The sequence below is a fragment of the Dendrosporobacter quercicolus genome (genome assembly GCF_900104455.1).
Lineage (GTDB): Bacteria > Bacillota > Negativicutes > DSM-1736 > Dendrosporobacteraceae > Dendrosporobacter > Dendrosporobacter quercicolus.
This window is the reverse complement of sequence record NZ_FNHB01000006.1, coordinates 25179-41585: the sequence shown is the minus strand read 5'-3', so window position 1 is coordinate 41585 and position 16407 is coordinate 25179. Positions and strand designations below refer to the sequence as shown.

At 48.7% G+C, this 16407-nt stretch carries 19 protein-coding genes; 5 read left to right on the top strand and 14 right to left on the bottom strand.

Going from position 1 to position 16407, the window contains the following annotated elements; translation table 11 throughout:
• Nucleotides 1-25 precede the first annotated feature (25 nt).
• From BLR06_RS12060 to BLR06_RS12045, 4 genes are all read right to left on the bottom strand, one after another.
• The gene (locus BLR06_RS12060; protein ID WP_092073495.1) at nt 26-1420 is read right to left on the bottom strand and encodes an ammonium transporter; all 1395 of its coding nucleotides are present in this window, start codon (nt 1418-1420) and stop codon (nt 26-28) included.
• Between the two features lie 380 nt (nt 1421-1800).
• Nucleotides 1801-2118: a pyrimidine/purine nucleoside phosphorylase gene (gene ppnP, locus BLR06_RS12055; protein WP_092073492.1), complete on the bottom strand. Its 318-nt coding sequence runs from the start codon at nt 2116-2118 to the stop codon at nt 1801-1803.
• 16 nt (nt 2119-2134) lie between these two features.
• Nucleotides 2135-2335 carry a hypothetical protein gene (locus tag BLR06_RS12050; protein WP_092073489.1) on the bottom strand — a complete coding sequence of 67 codons (201 nt, stop codon included), beginning with the start codon at nt 2333-2335 and terminating at the stop codon, nt 2135-2137.
• A gap of 18 nt (nt 2336-2353) precedes the next feature.
• Nucleotides 2354-3472 carry a RuBisCO large subunit C-terminal-like domain-containing protein gene (locus BLR06_RS12045; RefSeq protein WP_092073486.1) on the bottom strand — a complete coding sequence of 373 codons (1119 nt, stop codon included), beginning with the start codon at nt 3470-3472 and terminating at the stop codon, nt 2354-2356.
• 195 nt (nt 3473-3667) lie between these two features.
• Here BLR06_RS12045 and BLR06_RS12040 point away from each other — a divergent pair, with 195 nt between their 5' ends.
• A complete protein-coding gene (locus BLR06_RS12040) occupies nt 3668-4249 on the top strand; it encodes a superoxide dismutase family protein (protein ID WP_217636900.1) in 582 nt (193 codons plus the stop codon).
• A 54-nt stretch (nt 4250-4303) separates the two neighbouring features.
• On the opposite strand, the gene BLR06_RS12035 is transcribed toward BLR06_RS12040, so the two are convergent.
• The gene (locus tag BLR06_RS12035; protein ID WP_092073483.1) at nt 4304-4903 is read right to left on the bottom strand and encodes a trimeric intracellular cation channel family protein; all 600 of its coding nucleotides are present in this window, start codon (nt 4901-4903) and stop codon (nt 4304-4306) included.
• A gap of 17 nt (nt 4904-4920) precedes the next feature.
• Nucleotides 4921-6138 carry an iron-containing alcohol dehydrogenase gene (locus tag BLR06_RS12030; protein WP_245698134.1) on the bottom strand — a complete coding sequence of 406 codons (1218 nt, stop codon included), beginning with the start codon at nt 6136-6138 and terminating at the stop codon, nt 4921-4923.
• Nucleotides 6139-6231: 93 nt separating this feature from the next.
• Between BLR06_RS12030 and BLR06_RS12025 the strand changes: the two genes are divergently transcribed.
• Complete coding sequence (locus BLR06_RS12025) at nt 6232-6738, top strand: mismatch-specific DNA-glycosylase (protein ID WP_092073480.1); 507 nt, start codon at nt 6232-6234, stop codon at nt 6736-6738.
• A gap of 159 nt (nt 6739-6897) precedes the next feature.
• Nucleotides 6898-7413, top strand: coding sequence for a DUF5683 domain-containing protein (locus BLR06_RS12020; protein ID WP_092073477.1), 516 nt, complete (start codon nt 6898-6900; stop codon nt 7411-7413).
• Nucleotides 7414-7563: 150 nt separating this feature from the next.
• Here BLR06_RS12020 and BLR06_RS12015 read toward each other — a convergent pair whose 3' ends face one another.
• Both BLR06_RS12015 and BLR06_RS12010 read right to left on the bottom strand, forming a co-directional pair.
• Nucleotides 7564-8946 (bottom strand): NAD(P)/FAD-dependent oxidoreductase, encoded by a 1383-nt coding sequence (locus BLR06_RS12015; RefSeq protein WP_092073474.1) that lies wholly within the window; start codon nt 8944-8946, stop codon nt 7564-7566.
• Nucleotides 8947-9129: 183 nt separating this feature from the next.
• Nucleotides 9130-9630: a spore coat protein gene (locus BLR06_RS12010; protein ID WP_217636899.1), complete on the bottom strand. Its 501-nt coding sequence runs from the start codon at nt 9628-9630 to the stop codon at nt 9130-9132.
• Nucleotides 9631-9756: 126 nt separating this feature from the next.
• On the opposite strand from BLR06_RS12010, the gene BLR06_RS12005 reads away from it, so the two are divergent.
• Nucleotides 9757-10158, top strand: a complete 402-nt coding sequence (locus BLR06_RS12005) for a thioesterase family protein (protein WP_092073471.1) — start codon at nt 9757-9759, stop codon at nt 10156-10158.
• On the opposite strand, the gene BLR06_RS12000 is transcribed toward BLR06_RS12005, so the two are convergent.
• From BLR06_RS12000 to BLR06_RS11985, 4 genes are all read right to left on the bottom strand, one after another.
• Nucleotides 10148-10450, bottom strand: a complete 303-nt coding sequence (locus BLR06_RS12000; protein WP_092073468.1) for a hypothetical protein — start codon at nt 10448-10450, stop codon at nt 10148-10150. The genes BLR06_RS12005 and BLR06_RS12000 overlap by 11 nt on opposite strands.
• A gap of 46 nt (nt 10451-10496) precedes the next feature.
• The gene (locus BLR06_RS11995) at nt 10497-12173 is read right to left on the bottom strand and encodes a glutamine--tRNA ligase/YqeY domain fusion protein (protein ID WP_092073465.1); all 1677 of its coding nucleotides are present in this window, start codon (nt 12171-12173) and stop codon (nt 10497-10499) included.
• 304 nt (nt 12174-12477) lie between these two features.
• On the bottom strand, nt 12478-12726 hold the full coding sequence (locus BLR06_RS11990; protein WP_092073462.1) for a GlsB/YeaQ/YmgE family stress response membrane protein: 249 nt from the start codon (nt 12724-12726) through the stop codon (nt 12478-12480).
• Nucleotides 12727-12812: 86 nt separating this feature from the next.
• Nucleotides 12813-13490 (bottom strand): uracil-DNA glycosylase, encoded by a 678-nt coding sequence (locus BLR06_RS11985; protein ID WP_092073459.1) that lies wholly within the window; start codon nt 13488-13490, stop codon nt 12813-12815.
• Nucleotides 13491-13703: 213 nt separating this feature from the next.
• On the opposite strand from BLR06_RS11985, the gene BLR06_RS11980 reads away from it, so the two are divergent.
• Nucleotides 13704-14477 carry a sulfite exporter TauE/SafE family protein gene (locus BLR06_RS11980; protein ID WP_092073456.1) on the top strand — a complete coding sequence of 258 codons (774 nt, stop codon included), beginning with the start codon at nt 13704-13706 and terminating at the stop codon, nt 14475-14477.
• A 95-nt stretch (nt 14478-14572) separates the two neighbouring features.
• On the opposite strand, the gene BLR06_RS11975 is transcribed toward BLR06_RS11980, so the two are convergent.
• On the bottom strand, nt 14573-15091 hold the full coding sequence (locus BLR06_RS11975; RefSeq protein WP_092073453.1) for an isoprenylcysteine carboxyl methyltransferase family protein: 519 nt from the start codon (nt 15089-15091) through the stop codon (nt 14573-14575).
• Nucleotides 15085-16131, bottom strand: coding sequence for a type III polyketide synthase (locus BLR06_RS11970; protein ID WP_092073450.1), 1047 nt, complete (start codon nt 16129-16131; stop codon nt 15085-15087). The genes BLR06_RS11975 and BLR06_RS11970 overlap by 7 nt, the downstream gene beginning before the upstream one ends.
• Nucleotides 16132-16407: the final 276 nt, after the last annotated feature.

Sequence of the window (16407 nt, the reverse complement as noted above, 5' to 3'; positions counted from 1 at the left end):
CTGCTCCAGTCTTACTCCTTCAAGTTTAAACTAAATTGGCTTTTCCTGCAACGCTATCTTGCACAATTGCCTGACTATGGGAAATAGGCGCTCCGGCTACAAAGTCCTGAGCATAAGCCCGTTCACCATGCTCACTGACATCCAGGCCGGTAGTCTCTTCATCTTCATTAACCCGTAGTTTCATAAAGCTGCCAATGATTTTCAGCAGCACAAAAGTCATTATGGCTGCAAATACCCAGGCAGCAACAACGGCAATAAGCTGGGTAACAACAGGAGCAGCGCCGCCGCCATAAAATAAACCGTCTGTTCCTGCCGAGTTTACGCCAGTTGAAGCGAACAAACCGGTGGCAATAGCACCCCAGGTGCCGCCGATGCCGTGAATGCCGAAAACATCAAGCGAATCGTCATAGCCAAGCTTTTGTTTAACAACGGCAACGGCAAAATAACAAATTACGCCGCCAGCTAAACCAATGATTAACGAAGGTATCGTCGATACAAACCCCGCGGCGGGCGTAATGGCTACCAAACCGGCGATGCAGCCGCTGACAGCGCCCAAAATTGTCGGTTTGCCATTATGAATCCATTCTGCAAATACCCAGGCCAGAGTTGCTGCAGCAGCGGCAACCTGAGTAACAACAAAGGCTGAAGCCGCCAGACCGTTGGCGCCAAGTGCGCTGCCGGCATTAAAGCCAAACCAGCCAAACCACAGTAAAGCCGCGCCCAAAACAGTCATCGGCAGATGATGCGGCAGAATTGGCGAAGTGCCATAGCCGCGCCGTTTGCCAAGTACGATACAAGCTACCAGTGCGGAAACGCCGGAAAGAATATGAATAACCGTACCACCGGCAAAATCAAGCGCTCCCAGCTCAAACAACCAGCCGCCGCCCCATACCCAATGGGCAAACGGATTGTAAACGAAAGTAGCCCAGGCGACAATAAACACAATAAAAGCCGGGAATTTCATTCTTTCAGCAAATGCTCCGGTAATCAGAGCCGGAGTAATGACAGCAAACATGCATTGGAAGGCTACAAAAGCCAAAGCGGGGATGGTATCGGAAAATGCGCCCGGTTCCTGGCCCACACCGTTTAAACCAAAGAATTCCAAGCCGCCGATCAGCCCGCCTATATCAGAACCAAAAGTTAATGTATAGCCCAATAATACCCATTGAACTGAAATAAGTGCAACAATAAAGAAACTTTGCATAATCGTAGTAAGCACATTTTTTGTCCTGACCATACCGCCGTAAAACAAGGCCAGACCCGGTGTCATCAGCATGACCAGGGCAGCGCTTGCCAGTACCCAGGCGGTATCTCCAGTATCGATTGTGGATGCCGCCTCTGTGCCCTCACCAAAAGCCACTGGTACAAACAGAAAAGTTAACATCAGGCAAATTGTTAAAACAGACCAAACTTTTTTCATGTTCATCCCCTCTTTCATTAAATTATTTTCATTGGGTATTCATCAGGTTTAGTTCAATATGATTGCAATAGTGAAACAAATTAAATATCTACACCTCCTTGGCGTGATAAAAAATAGAGTCCGGCAGCAGTAAACAAAAGCTGCAAGACATCATCGTCTGCGAAAATGCAAAAGGGCCTTCGCATCGTAATAGCGAAGGCCTCATTGCCTTTGAGTTTCTTATTGACACTAGTATAACAACCGATTTTGCCGGTGTCAATACTAAAAATAGATATTCAGAAAATTAAAATCTCTATTCCCTAAAACAAATTCCGACATTTATTTTGTTTTTCTGTCATAGACATAATTCCCCGGCCAAACTTGCTTCACCTTGCCCTGGTCTACCCGGTAATATAAGCGCAGCAATAGTCGGTAACCGCACTGACCTTAAGCTTGAAACGCGCTTTTGCCGGTACATTAAAGACGTCGCCGCCGCTGACCTGCCGCCACTCAGTTGCTCCCGGCAATAAAACCGTCAAATCCCCGGACAGAATTTCCATGCTTTCGGCGGCCTCTGTGCCAAACTCGTATTCGCCTGGCATCATAATCCCCAAAGTGATTCGCCTGCCATCAGCAAAAATTACCGTGCGGCTGGTCACATTCCCGTTAAAATAAATATTGGCGGATTTTACCACAGTGACATTTTCAAACTGGCTCATTGCCGCGACCTCCCGATTATAATGTTTCGTTAGAAGTAATTTGAACTTTATACTCACCACTGGCTGCTTTTTTAATAATGCCTTTTTTACCGGCCCCATCGTCAACAGTTATGGCCTGAAGATTGTGTCCAATCAAAAAATTCAATACGTCTCCCTTTACAAAGCCTTCCCAGCTTTCTTTATTTTTCAGTTCCGATGTCTCATTGCTAATATCCATCCATGTATCCTCCAACAATTAAAATTTTTCAACCATTTCTCTAAAATAACGGCAATTATGGATGAGATCAGGACTATGTTTAACCAGTCCGCCGCCAATTAAAAATATCACTTCCCGGCCGTAAACAGCCAGCAATTCGGGGACCTTCTCCAACGTCATACCGCCGCCCGGACTGGGAAATATCGGCCTGACCGCGCCCAGCGGCGCAGCGCAGGCTTCGGCGATATCTTCGCACTCTGTGCGGCTAAAGGAGAATCTGCCGCCGAAATTCGGATAAATGGTCGCATCAGCGCCAGCCAAACGGGCCAATTGACCGAATAAAACCGGATGTGAGATCCCATGCCCGGCGCTCAGCGCATAACTGCCTTGAAAAGCCGGATGACTAAAAACAGGCAGCCCGAGGGTTTCGTCATCCGCCAGTTGCTGCATTACAGACAGCCCCGTCAGCGCCGGGGCAATCATCAGGCCGCCCGCGCCGGCGGCCTTGGCCTGATAAGCCCGCTCAACCGTCTGCTGACCGGGAGCTGTTACGTTGGCCACAAAAATGCACTGCTGTCCGGTTTGGCTATTGGCTTTTGCCACTGCGGCGGCGCACCGGCTGACGCGCTCATCAAAGGGGGCAAACTTCTGGTTGGTCAGACCGTGGTCATCCTTGATGATATCAATCCCGCCAAGCGCCAGCTGATAGGCCATTTGCGCCAATTCTTCCGCTGAGAGCCCCATTGGTTTTAATGCCGTAAACAGCAACGGCCGCTTTGGTACGTCAAGTAGATTGCGTAAACCGTCCCGGCCGAAGCGGGGCCCGGCAAACAGCTTGAGCAAAGAGCCGGAAAGCTGCAGCGCTTCAACCCGGATACCAGGCTTAATGCTGCTATTGCCAAAGATTACATTAAGCAACTGAGTGATTTCGTCAGCCGCTGTCTCAATGGCATAACTAATGACAGCATAATGGCAGTCCCGGCCTGACCTAAAGCTTTCAATTTTTCCTACAACTTCCTCACGGATGAAATTATCCGGCAATAATTCTTCCGGAAACTCAACCGTTTGTTCAATGCAAATATCTTTGGCCTTGGCGTAAGCTTCCTGCTCATTGCCTGACAGCCGGTATTCCACGCTAAATCGCTCGCCTGACAACATGATTGCCCCTCCATACTCTTTTGCCTGAAATGGTTTGCTGATAATGCTTTTGCGCCTTAATCATTTCTAGCCCTCAACCGCTTATTCCTGTAATCAAACCTAGTTTAGTTCTCTTATTTTCATTTTTAAAAACATTTTACAAGGCCAAACATAGTATAAATTAATCATTGACAACCAAATACGGAGGGTGAAACTATGACTAGCTCAAAACGCCATTCGCCGGCCAGCGGTAAACAAAGCTGCCAGTGTTGGCAGTGTAAAGCTTTCGCGCAATGCTGGCCGGAAACCGGTATGCCTACCCGCACTGCCATAGCCAGAATCAAAGGCGGCCCGCTTGCACCGGCAATCAGGGGCATTGTTATTTTCCGGGATATTCCTGGCGGCACTGAGGTTTCCGCAGATGTCAGCGGCCTGCCTCCTTTTCGTCCGGGACAAAACAACAAACCGCAAATCGGCCCGCATGGCTTTCATTTGCATGAAAACTGCAGCTGTAAAGTTGGCGATCCGGCCGACCCTTTTACTGCAGCCGGATCCCACTGGAACCCCGGCAATCAGCCGCACGGCAATCATGCCGGTGATTTCCCCGCTTTATTTTCCAATCATGGCCGGGCCAAAATGACCTTTTTTACCGATAAATTTAACGTTGACGACATTATTGATAAAACAGTCATTATTCATCAAAGTCCCGATGATTATCGGACCCAGCCGACCGGCGACTCCGGCCTCCGCCTCGCTTGCGGAATCGTTCGCTGGGCGCGCCACTTATCGGATGTCTAACCCCGCTCCGCACCCCGCCGGGCAGGCCTCCGCGGATCGTGGTGCTGCGAGCCGCTAAACAACAGGCAAATTAAGATCATAAACAATACTGAGCACCCGGATGACAACAGTAACCACAAAACAAGAATACATTGGCACTGGCTCCGGCAAAGCGGACTGTGTATAATAAAAACAGGCTGCGCCAACAATGGCGGCCACAGCATAAATTTCCTTGCGAAATACAAAAGGAATCTCCTGGACAAACAGGTCTCGAAGCACTCCGCCGCCTACGCCGGTAGTTACCCCTAATACAATCATGATAAACAGCGTATTATGGTCTTGCATAATGGCCATATTGGCGCCGCCGGCGGTAAAAGCGCCTAAACCGATGGCATCGCAGATCAGAATGAAATAATTAAATCGCGTAATCTGATGATAAACAAAACACGAAGCCAACGCAGTAACAATACTGATCAACACAAAGGTGGGGTCCCGCAATGCGAATGGCGGGGAATTGCCAATGAGCAAGTCCCGTAATATTCCCCCGCCAGTGGCAGTGGTGATTGCTAACATGATGACCCCAAATACATCGAGCTTTTTTTTAATGCCGGTCAGCGCCCCGGCCAGCGCAAACGCCACCGTGCCAATGATCCCCATTAAATCCAATACAATCATGTTATCCCTACCTGCCCCTACGCTAAACTAGCGCCTTCGTATATGCTTGTTAAAATACCAGCCATATCTTCAGCGCCGACCAGCACCGGATTGGCCCTGGTGGAACCTTTGAGTGAATTATCCACCAAATCCTTAAAATCATCAAAAAACTGCGCCTTCTCCAGACCGGCTTGGGCCAAGGAGTCGGGTATTTGCAATACGGCGTTTAATTTCTTAATTGCGCCGATGAAATGATTGGCTCCGATTACTCTCGCCAGGTGGGTTAGTTTTTCCTGAACCAGCGGACTGCGCGCGTTATATTCAAGCACATAGGGCAAAGCAATGGCGTTAATCAGTCCATGCCCCAGGCCGAACCTGCCGCCAATGGCATGAGCAATTCCATGGGCCATGCCCAAACCGACATTATCAAAAGCATAGCCGGCCAAACTTTGAAAGTGGTGCACTTTCTCCCGGCTGCCAATGGTTTTATCCTGATAGGAAAACGGCAAATAGGCAAGCAGCCCTTCAATCGCGCCTCTGGCCATAACCTCGGTAAAATCGTCCAGGTTATGATTCAGATAAGCCTCGACCGCATGGGTTACTGCATCCATTCCGGTCTCGGCGACGATCTGGTCCGGCATCGTCATCGTTAAACCGGCATCCAGAATGGCAATGTCGGGAATAAAAGCTGTTGTTTTAAGTCCAATTTTTAAGTTCTGCTGTTTAAACGTAACAACAGCGGCTTTGGTTACTTCACTTCCTGTGCCCGAAGTCGTTGGAATGGCGATAAACTTCAGGTTATTCCGGCGCCCGGGAATCGTGCATGAAAAGAAGTTGTCAAAGTTAATTTCAGGATATTCATAAAACAAAGCCATTACCTTTGCCGCGTCAAGTGCTGATCCGCCGCCGACAGCAATTAAAACATCCGGCTTGAACGCCTGCATTGCAGCAAGACCGCTTAATACCGCTTGCGTATCAGGATTTTTGACCACGCCGGAAAACACAGCGCTCAGGCAGTGGCTATGAGCCAGCAGCTTCTGAATCCGGGCGATCGTACCGTTTTCCAGCATTGATTTACTCCCGGTCACAATAAAAGCTTTCGTTGCCGCAATATTTTTAAGATATTCCAGCGAACCATTACCCACAATCAGCCGCTCGCCGCCAAACATCAGACTTTTCATTTCGTTATCACAACCCTTTGCTTTTTTGCTTGACGAACACCAGTCAGAATACCAAACAGCAAATACACCAGCCATTCACTATATTTAACTCCAGCTTGTCTTAATCCTTTTCATCAACAGTTTAATTTAAATTTTTTTACACTTGCCAGCAAAAAGGAGCGGTTTGTTATGCGTCCGGTACCGGATATTATCACACCTGGTCTTAAAATACTATTCATCGGCTTTAACCCCGGTGAGCGTTCCGCCTTAACCGGTCATCATTTTGCCGGTCATTCCAACCGGTTTTGGAAGCTGTTGGCGCTTGCCGCCTTAACGCCCTATCAGTTGAGACCGGACCAGGACGCATTATTGCTGTCCTTTGGTTATGGCATCACCAACATCGTTGCCCGCCCCAGCCGCACTGCGGCTGAGATAACCAAGGCCGAATACGCCGCCGGCCGTGAAATATTATTTGCAAAGCTCCGCCAATACCAGCCTGAAATTGCCTGCTTTGCCGGCATTGGCGTGTATAAAGAATTTGCCCGGCTTTCAACAGTAAGCTGCGGCCGGCAGGCCACCGGCATGATCCCCGGCATCATTGATTTTGTTTTACCGTCGCCGAGCGGCCTTAACCGGATCAAGTCTGCCGATCAGCTTAACTACTACCGGCTCTTAGCCGCTCTAATCGCCAATTAAACTAACAGGAGCAGTAAATTTCCTGCTTACGCCTGCCTGTTTTGCATAAAGTAAGAGTGCGCTTACATATAATACAAATAGGGAATATCTTTCAAATACTCCCCATTGACATAATGTCATTAAGGTCTACCAGCATTGAATATCAGGGGGGTCTGTCATTTGAAATTAAATGAGCTGCAAGATTTAACTTATCGCTCGCCTTGGGTTGCCTTAGGCTGGTCAGCGATGATTCCGGGCCTCGGCCAGGTCTATAATCAGGAATATTTACTGGGCATTGCCATGATTCTTTTCGAATTTTTTATTAATAATCATGCCCAGCTTAACCTTGCCATACACCATTCATTTAATTTCAATTTTGCTGAATCCCGTCAGGTAATTGACTACCATTGGCTGCAGTTTTACCCGGCCTTATGGACCTATGGCATGTGGCAGGCCTATAATAAGGCCCTTGAAATTAATAAAAGACTGCGCGACCAGGGGGTAACCGCTACCGGAAAGCCAGCGCACTTCAGCGGCTTTTTCATTGGTTTGACTGTCGGCATGCACCTGGGATCCTTTTGGGGTTTCGGCGGCTCGCCAGTCTGGAGCGGCCTGGCTATCGGCTTTATTTCCGCCATCATTGGCGGAAAGCTGGAGAAGCGCTTCAGCCGCCAGACCCTGCCGGATAAAAGCTGATCATCCCCTGGGCGCCATACCGCAAAAACCAGCCGGCCCTTTCATAAGCAAGGACGCGTCCATAGCCAAGGCTCCTGCGGACGGCAGTTGACAAATTGCAAAGAGGGTGTCTTTAAATACTTCCATTTAAAGACACCCTCTTTATATTTCTCAGGCTTTCCGTCTGTCATGAATGATCCGGGCAACATATACGCCGCTGGCGCTGGCCTGAGACAACCCGCGCGTCACGCCGGCTCCGTCGCCAATTGCAAACAGCCCGGGAATTTCAGTTTCCAGCTCATCAGTCAGCTTTAACCGGGAACTATAAAACTTGACTTCAACACCATACAGCAAAGTATCGTCATTGGCCATGCCCGGCGCAATATTATTTAAGGCATAAATCATTTCAATAATGTTGTCCAAATGACGCTTAGGCAGTACCAGGCTTAGGTCGCCCGGCGTCGCTTTTAGTGTTGGTTTGGTAAAACTTTGCTCCAGGCGGTGTTCATTCGTTCTCCGGCCCTTGATCAGATCGCCAAACCGTTGTACAAGCACGCCACCGCCCAGCATATTAGAAAAAGAGGCAATTCGTTTACCATACTGATGCGGCTCGTTAAAGGGTTCATTAAAACGATTGCTTACCAGTAAGGCAAAATTCGTATTTTTGCTGTGCAGTTTTTCATCCCGGTAGCTATGTCCGTTCACAGTAACAATGCCATCCGTGTTTTCGGCTACAACATATCCTTTGGGATTCATACAAAAAGTCCGGACCAAATCGCCGTATTGTTTCGTACGGTAAATCAGTTTGGCCTCATAAACTTCATCGGTGATATGCTGGAATACGGTTGCCGGAATTTCTATTCTTACGCCAACGTCAACCTGGTTATTCAGCATGGTCAGCCCCATCTCTTTACACCGGCCGGCAAACCATTCCGATCCGGCCCGGCCGGGTGCGGCAATCAAATAGCGGCAGCTTACCGGCTCGTCATCAAGTAACTGAAGCCCAAAACCCGCCTCGGTTTGATCAATCGACGCCACATGCCTGTTAAAAATCAGGGTAATCTTATCCTTAAGCTGTTCATAAATTTGTTCGAGAATTTTGAGGTTGTTTTCAGTGCCCAGGTGCCGGACTTTTGCCTCAAGCAGGTGTAGGCCAAATCCGATGGCCAGTTTGCCCAGCGAGCTGTTTTGCGTGCTAAAGTACTCACTTGGCGCTCCATACTGCTTATTTACCCCATCAACATAGTCAATCAGGCTGAGTACCTCATCGTCCGGAAGATATTCGTTCAGCCAGCCGCCAAACTGAGTGGTAAAATTATATTTCCCGTCGGAAAAAGCGCCCGCCCCGCCAAAGCCGCGCATGATGCTGCAGGGCTTGCAATTAATGCAGTGCTCGACTTTTTTCTCGGCAATCGGACATCGCCGGCTGTATATATCACGTCCCTCTTCAATCAGGATTACTCTGATCTCCGGATTAAGCCTCGCCAACTCATAGGCGGCGAAAATCCCGGCAGGCCCCCCGCCGATAATCGCCACATCGTATTGTCTACCCATATAGCCTCTCCCCTCTGCAATAAACAGCGTTCAGCCAAATTGCCACAGATATTATATATCATAATGCCCTGTTTGACCAGAATAATTTATTGGCAATGGCTTCGGACGGCGTCCTATGACCGGACGTTTTGGGGGTGCTGCTCGAAAAAAAGAAGCGCCCGCAAGAGCGCTTCTTCAAATTGACTATTGAACATTATACAGCCCCTGGCTTTGCATATACTTAAACAGACCTTCACCATGCTCCTGCTCTTCTTTTTGGATATGATTGAGAACCTGTCTGACGCTTGGATCGGCAAACTCAAAAATAGCTGTATCATAGGTGCCGGACACATATTTTTCAGTCATCAGCATATCGTTTAACAACGCTGCGTCATTTGGGCCGCCGGCAAATGCAGACGGACTGCCGGCACCGGCCGGTTGCCCACTGCCTTGCTGGTTCTGTTGCTGACCCTGCTGATTTTGTTGCTGGCCTTGCTGCTGGACATCGGGCACTTGGCCGCTGAGAATTTGGTTGATGGTGTTCAGATGCTGCTGTTCCGCCTGCGCATAATTGGTAAACAGCTGCTTTAATTGGGGCGTTTGCGTTTGATTTGCATAGGATTGATATTTTTGTACGCAAATCTGCTCATGCTTTTTCTGATCCTGTAAAAGCATTTGTTCTTTTCGGGATAAATTTAGGGCCACTAATCATCACCTCCTGCCAATAGTTTGGCCTGAGTTCTGGAAGCCTATTCTATTTTTTCCCCGGATTTGCTATACTGCAGATATACAGGCTGATTGCCTGGCAACAAATAACCAGGGAGTGATTGGATGGAACTTCATTTACCAGTGGGTTTGACAAGTGAGAAATCCGAGCAGGTAACCCCTGAGAATACCGCTGTCAGGTATGGCAGCGGCTCAGTGTCGGTGTATGCCACCCCGGCGATGATCGGCTTAATTGAAGCGGCCTGCCTCGCCGCTGTCGAACCGCATCTGCCGGCCGGCATGGCTACTGTCGGGATTCATGTAAATGTCAGCCACATCGCAGCTACGCCCATTGGCATGCAGGTGCGGGCAGCGGCTGAACTAACCGGGATAACAGGGAAAAAATTAACCTTCCGGGTGGAAGCTTTCGATGAAAAAGAAAAAATTGGTGAGGGAACTCACCAACGTTACATCATTGATATCGAAAGATTTTTACAAAAAACAGAAAGCAAGCTGGCTACTTCTTAGGCTTGGCCGGTACGGCAGTCAGAATAACCTGATTGCCTTGACGGACAACCTTAATGGTGTAATCAATCGTGCCTTGTTTATAAAGCTCAAGTTTAATTTCCAGTAAGGCCTTGCCTACCTTCTCCTGAATTTCCGGAGTGAAAAAAGCGGTGGCAAGGTCTTCTTTTTGTTCCTTTTTCCCTGGTTTAACCGGTTCCTCAGCCTCACTGTAGACCGCTGTTTCAAACGTCGCCTTTTCCTTAAACCCCGAAAACATTGCATTGTCACTTAAATTTTTTGGTATTTTAGCCATCAGTTATCACCTCAAAAAATGGGCGGCTGCCTTTGGCAGCTCCCATTCAGCCTTTTTGCATTTTTGCCCAGGAATCCCGCAGCCCTACAATTCGGTTAAAAATTGGTTTTCCCGACGCTGAATCAGCATCAACACAGAAATACCCCTGCCGCAGAAACTGATAACGGTTACCTGGCCGGGCTTCACCCAGACTGGGTTCCGCCATACAGCCGCTAATCGTCTCCAGCGAATTTTCATTTAATGTTGCAATAAAATCTTCAGCTTCCTCATCACTGTCATCTGTCAGCAGATAGTCGTATAATCGTACTTCAACCTGCACAGCCTGACTGGCGCATACCCAATGCAGAGTGCCTTTCACTTTACGGCCGCTGTTTGTTCCGCCGCTCTTCGTTTCCGGATCATAACTGCAGCGAACTTCAATAATACTGCCTGCTTCATCTTTAATTACCCGTTCACATTTAATAATGTAGGCATGCTTAAGCCGTACTTCTTTGCCAGGAGCCAGCCGGAAGAATTTCCTGGCCGGTTCTTCCATGAAATCGTCTTGCTCAATATATAATTCACGGGAAAAAGGAATGCTTCGGTTTCCCATGCCATCATCCTCGGGATTGTTTTCAGCCGTAAGCTGCTCAACCTGCCCTTCCGGGTAGTTTTCAATGACCACCCGGAGCGGACGCAGCACGACCATCGCCCGGGCGGCCCGGCGGTTAAGGTCTTCGCGGATACAGTGCTCCAGCAGTGCAATATCGACTGTGCTATTGCTTTTTGCCACACCAATCCGGTCACAAAAATCCCGAATTGCCTCCGGCGTATACCCACGGCGGCGTAAACCGGAAATGGTCGGCATCCGTGGATCGTCCCAGCCGCTTACATGACCGCCTTCAACCAATAGTCTTAGTTTGCGTTTACTCATTACCGTACGATTCAAATTCAGCCTGGCAAATTCAATCTGCTGCGGCCGGGGAAGGGGACAATCGCAGGCCTTGAGTACCCAATCGTACAACGGGCGATGATCTTCGAACTCCAGGGTACAAATTGAGTGGGTAATGTTTTCCAAGGCATCGGAAATCGGATGGGCGAAATCGTACATTGGATAAATGCACCATTTATCGCCGGTCCGGTGATGAGAGGAATGAGAAATGCGGTATAACGCCGGATCGCGCATATTTAAATTGGGGGAAGCCATATCTATTTTAGCCCGGAGAACACGGGCGCCATCCGGAAACTTGCCGGCTTTCATCTGTTCAAATAATGCTAAGTTTTCCTCAACCGGCCGGTTGCGATAAGGGCTCTCTTTCCCTGGTTCAGTCAAGGTTCCGCGATACTCACGCATTTCCTGCGCCGATAAGTCGCAAACATAAGCCCGGCCCTTCTTAATCAAATAAACGGCATAGTCATATAGTTTACCGAAATAATCAGAAGCATAATACCGCCGGTCATCCCAGGAGAATCCTAACCATTGAACATCTTCCTGGATAGATTCAACATATTCAATATCCTCTTTCACCGGATTTGTATCATCAAATCGGAGATTACATAACCCGTTATACTGGCGAGCCAGCCCAAAATTCAGGCAGATTGATTTGGCATGACCGATATGCAGATATCCATTAGGTTCCGGCGGAAAGCGGGTATGGACTTTATTACCGTTTTTTTGGTTACGCAGGTCTTCATCAATCATTGTTTGAATAAAATTTGATGATACAACAGCATTCATCGACATAATTCCAGGCTCCTTCGCGACGTCTTTTCTAAATTGACGTTATTCGTCATTACTTCTTATGTTTCCTGCTCAGATAAACATCTCCTTATCTATTATGGTAAAATATAGCTTAAAATAGTAGTGAATTAAGACTTTTTCTAATTTATTTCAGCACATAATTCAATAAAGCCGGCGGTATACTTATACAATGGCCGGCAAAACCGCAATGGCAGCATTTGATGATGCATTATTCCGTGCAAATAAAGTGAGGAAGCCGGTTCAATTTCTCCGGCTTCCTCACTTTATTTTTCAAACATTATCTGCTTTAAACCACCCGTTTAGGCTTGACAAACATACTAAGTACCCATAAAAAAACGATGGCCCCGATTGTGCTGACAACAATACTGCCAATTGTTCCATAGGCGTTTAGGCCCAGTAAGCCGAACAAAAACCCTCCGACATAAGCGCCAATTACACCTACCACCAAGTTCCCAATCAGGCCAAAGCTATTGCCGCGTGAAATTTTACCAGCCAGCCACCCGGCAATTAATCCAATAATTAAAGACCACAGCATACTGGTTCCTCCTTTTGGAAATATGACGATTCCAAAAATCCTGTTGCTGCAATTAGTCTGCCCCATTCAACCTGGTATCTATAACGTTATATTTTTCCAGCCGGCTGTTTTAACCGGCTTTGCCGCCTTGGCGCATATTGTTCAAGTAAATTGGGCGGCAGGTCGGATTTCAGGGAAGTATTGGGCTCCAGGGCCAATACCTTATCAACCGCAGCCTTAAAGTCGTAATAGACTTCCCATTTTGCCTTGACCAATTCTTTGCCGTTAAGCCTGAGCAGATAAGCCGGATGGTAAGTGGCAATTGCCGGTATGTCATATTTGGTCTCAAACCATGCCCCCCGGTCCTTCGTAATGCGGGCGTTACTATGGTGCAGGTATTTTAAAGCCACGCTGCCCAAAGCGATAATGATCCGCGGACGCACTAATTTCATTTCGGCGTCCAGCCAGATATTGGCGCAAAAAAGCCCTTCCTCAACGGTAGGCGTTCGATTGCCTCTGGGGCGGCATTTAACAATATTGGTGGTATATATCAAATCCCGGGTAATACCCACGCTTGCCAAAGCCTTATCCAGCAGCTGGCCTGACGGGCCAACCAGGGGCACGCCGTACTCATCCTCCACCCGTCCGGGACCTTCACCCACAATGGCCAGACTGCTGTGCGGCGTCCCGTTATATGATGTCGGCCCATGATTCTGATCCTGAGCCAAGGCGCATTGATTACATTGAAATAACGAAGCTTCCAGTTCTACATGGCTGTTAAACATCTTTTCACTCCTCATCCGGCTGTTCCTGTTTTGACGCTATGTAAAATAATTAAACACAAGGCCGGATATTCCTCTCTCCGTCTTGTGTTATCCGGTCAAACCCGGACGTTTAACAGAAAATACGGGGAATGTCTGCTAATTACTTTTCTTTTTATAAAAATAGCAGTATGATGTACTCATCGTTACTTTGACCTGGTTAAGGAGGTAATTACCATACTAACAACAATTCTGACCTTATTTATCCTCGGTTTTGCGGTTGGAACATTTGGCACGCTGGTAGGCATCGGCGGCGGTATTATCCTGATCCCCGTATTTGTGCTGCTGATGAACTACACCCCGCAGCAAGCTGTCGGAACGTCCCTGACGATCGTTCTGTTAAACGCGCTGTCCGGGACCTATGCCTATATCAAGCAAAAAAAAATTTATTATGACGCGGCTGTTAAATTTGCCGTCGCCACTGTACCGGGTGCGTTTCTGGGCAGTTATATGGTTGAATATTTTACCGGAGCCAGTTTTAGAATGACCTTTGGTATTTTTTTAATGCTTATTGCTCTGTTAATGTTTTTCCGTTCTTCACCGAAAGGGGCCGGTACTGAATTTGATCCGTCCTCCTTTACCTACAATCGCACGCTGGGTATTATCGTTAGCGCCGGTGTCGGCTTTCTGTCCAGCATTCTGGGTATTGGCGGCGGAGTTATCCATGTGCCGATTATGATTTACATATTGGGTTTTCCGACCCATATCGCGACCGCCACCTCCCACTTTGTACTGGCCGTATCTTCATTGTTCGGAGTGACTTCGCACCTGCTGCTCGGCAATGTCCTGTTATTACCGGCCCTTACCATCGGCCTTGGGGCGATCGCGGGAGCTCAGTTTGGTGCGGCCTTATCGTTGCGCACCAAGTCAAAATCAATTATCGCTCTCCTGGCCCTGGCCCTGTTCGCACTGGGTCTGCGTCTGGCCCTGACGGCCAATCAGGCTCTGTAATCAGCAGGATCCGTTGTCGCAGCTAAATTTTGAAATAGAAAAGTGGTACAAAAACCGCGCGCTCTCGCGTTTTTTGTACCACTTTTTACCTGCTGTCAGGAATTTTGCAGTTGCCGCAGAGCCCTTTCTTCCGCCGGGATGCGGACAGCGCCTAACAACAGCGCGTTTACCAGAGAGGCCGCCAAGGCCGTTGCCCCGGCGTTAAATAGCAGCGGCACGCAGGCCAGTTCAATACAAACAGCCAGGTAATTGGGATGGGCAATAAAGCGATATGGCCCGGTCTTTACTCTGCGCTGCCCCGGCACTACAAAGATTCTGGTATTCCAGAAACGCCCCAGACTCAACATGCACCAATAGCGCAGTCCCTGAGCCAATACAAATAACCCCAGCCAAACCGGCCAGTTGCCGCTAAGCCCACCGGTGGAAATAGCTTCATAGATCCAGCCGGCCAGCCAGCCGCCATGAAGAGCAAAAAACAAGGGGTAATGGCCGGCTCCCGCCTCCTGCCCCCCGATTGATTCAATATAACGGCGGTTACGCCTGGCAATACAAAGTTCGATCAGCCTTTGCCCGGCGATTACAGCAGCCAGACCGAACGCCAGTATTGCTACCATTGGAATAATACCTGCTCGGAACTAAAACCAGGGCCTAATGCCAGAAAAACGCCGTATTTTTCAGTAGGCAAACGGTTTTGCAAGTATTTAGACAATACAAAAAGGATTGATGCACTGGACATATTGCCGAATTGCGCTAGAGCGGCATAAGCTTCAGCCACTGCTCCCACAGGCAGGCCCAGACTCTCAACATAGGCTTCGATAACCTTGGGTCCGCCGGGATGGACAATATAATGCTCCAGGTCGGAGCGCTCAATGCCCCACCTGCAGCAAGCCTCGGTCATTAAGACCGGTAAGTGCCGGCGCACAATTGCCGGAATATCCCGTGAAAACCTTACCTTTAGCCCGGTATCAACGACATCCCAGCCCATAACGTCTTCAGAGTCGGTGAATAAAGTACTCAAACTGCCGAGCACCGCCGGGCCGCATCCCTCGGTTGACAGGACAGCGGCGGCGGCGCCATCGGCAAATAAACCGGCGCCAACCAGATTGGATTTGGAAAAATCATGCCGTTGAAAGGTAAGACTGCATAGCTCGGCTGCAATGAGCAGAACCGCTTTGCCAGGCATCATTTGCGCCATCTCGGCCGCTCTGGCTACTCCGGCCGCGCCGCCGGCGCAGCCTAACCCCCAAATGGGCAGCCTCACTGTATGTCCTGATAATTCCAGCCGGGATATTAATTTGGCGTCAATGGTAGGCGTGGCAATGCCGGTGGAGGATATAAATACCACAGCACCGATTGAGCTGGCCGGCACACCGGCGCTGTCAAGCGCCTGACGAGCCGCCTGAGCGCTTAATTCCAGCGCAATTGTCTCATATAACCCGTTTGCTTCGGCAAACGTATGCTCTCCGGCATACCATTCCAGCGGCTGGGCAAAATGCCGCTTGGTAATTGCCGCATGATCGAAAACCGGCAGCAATCGCGCCAGGTTGCGGGCATCACTGTCAAACAGCATCTGTATATATTGTTTTACTTTATTTTGATCTACTTGAAACTCCGGGACTGCCAAGCCTACTGAAAGTATCTTTGCTGGAGCCATTTTCCCCTCACAACCTTCACCTGTTAGATTTTTCGGTTAAAAGAAAGGTAACACTTTATCTATATGCCGGCTCGGCCTGTCTCTTGCTAAAAACTTGCCGGAGACCTTTGAAAACTTTACCGATTTGTAATATTATCGGCAGTACCGGAAACAATAAAGTAGACTTAGCCGCTCCTGATCCCGCTTGCAGAAGTAACGGCAGGAATAATATGAGAGTGGGTTAGTGCGGATAAAATAAGACTTTGATCAAGATACTCAACATAGTGGAGGGAAGCG

Coding starts and splice junctions, on each gene's coding strand:
- BLR06_RS12060 (WP_092073495.1), bottom strand. CDS start 1,420: ATGAAAAAAGTTTGGTCTGTTTTAACAATTTGCCTGATGTTAACTTTT.
- ppnP (WP_092073492.1), bottom strand. CDS start 2,118: ATGAGCCAGTTTGAAAATGTCACTGTGGTAAAATCCGCCAATATTTAT.
- BLR06_RS12050 (WP_092073489.1), bottom strand. CDS start 2,335: ATGGATATTAGCAATGAGACATCGGAACTGAAAAATAAAGAAAGCTGG.
- BLR06_RS12045 (WP_092073486.1), bottom strand. CDS start 3,472: ATGTTGTCAGGCGAGCGATTTAGCGTGGAATACCGGCTGTCAGGCAAT.
- BLR06_RS12040 (WP_217636900.1), top strand. CDS start 3,668: ATGACTAGCTCAAAACGCCATTCGCCGGCCAGCGGTAAACAAAGCTGC.
- BLR06_RS12035 (WP_092073483.1), bottom strand. CDS start 4,903: ATGATTGTATTGGATTTAATGGGGATCATTGGCACGGTGGCGTTTGCG.
- BLR06_RS12030 (WP_245698134.1), bottom strand. CDS start 6,138: ATGGCTGGTGTATTTGCTGTTTGGTATTCTGACTGGTGTTCGTCAAGC.
- BLR06_RS12025 (WP_092073480.1), top strand. CDS start 6,232: ATGCGTCCGGTACCGGATATTATCACACCTGGTCTTAAAATACTATTC.
- BLR06_RS12015 (WP_092073474.1), bottom strand. CDS start 8,946: ATGGGTAGACAATACGATGTGGCGATTATCGGCGGGGGGCCTGCCGGG.
- BLR06_RS12005 (WP_092073471.1), top strand. CDS start 9,757: ATGGAACTTCATTTACCAGTGGGTTTGACAAGTGAGAAATCCGAGCAG.
- BLR06_RS12000 (WP_092073468.1), bottom strand. CDS start 10,450: ATGGCTAAAATACCAAAAAATTTAAGTGACAATGCAATGTTTTCGGGG.
- BLR06_RS11995 (WP_092073465.1), bottom strand. CDS start 12,173: ATGTCGATGAATGCTGTTGTATCATCAAATTTTATTCAAACAATGATT.
- BLR06_RS11990 (WP_092073462.1), bottom strand. CDS start 12,726: ATGCTGTGGTCTTTAATTATTGGATTAATTGCCGGGTGGCTGGCTGGT.
- BLR06_RS11985 (WP_092073459.1), bottom strand. CDS start 13,490: ATGTTTAACAGCCATGTAGAACTGGAAGCTTCGTTATTTCAATGTAAT.
- BLR06_RS11975 (WP_092073453.1), bottom strand. CDS start 15,091: ATGGTAGCAATACTGGCGTTCGGTCTGGCTGCTGTAATCGCCGGGCAA.
- BLR06_RS11970 (WP_092073450.1), bottom strand. CDS start 16,131: ATGGCTCCAGCAAAGATACTTTCAGTAGGCTTGGCAGTCCCGGAGTTT.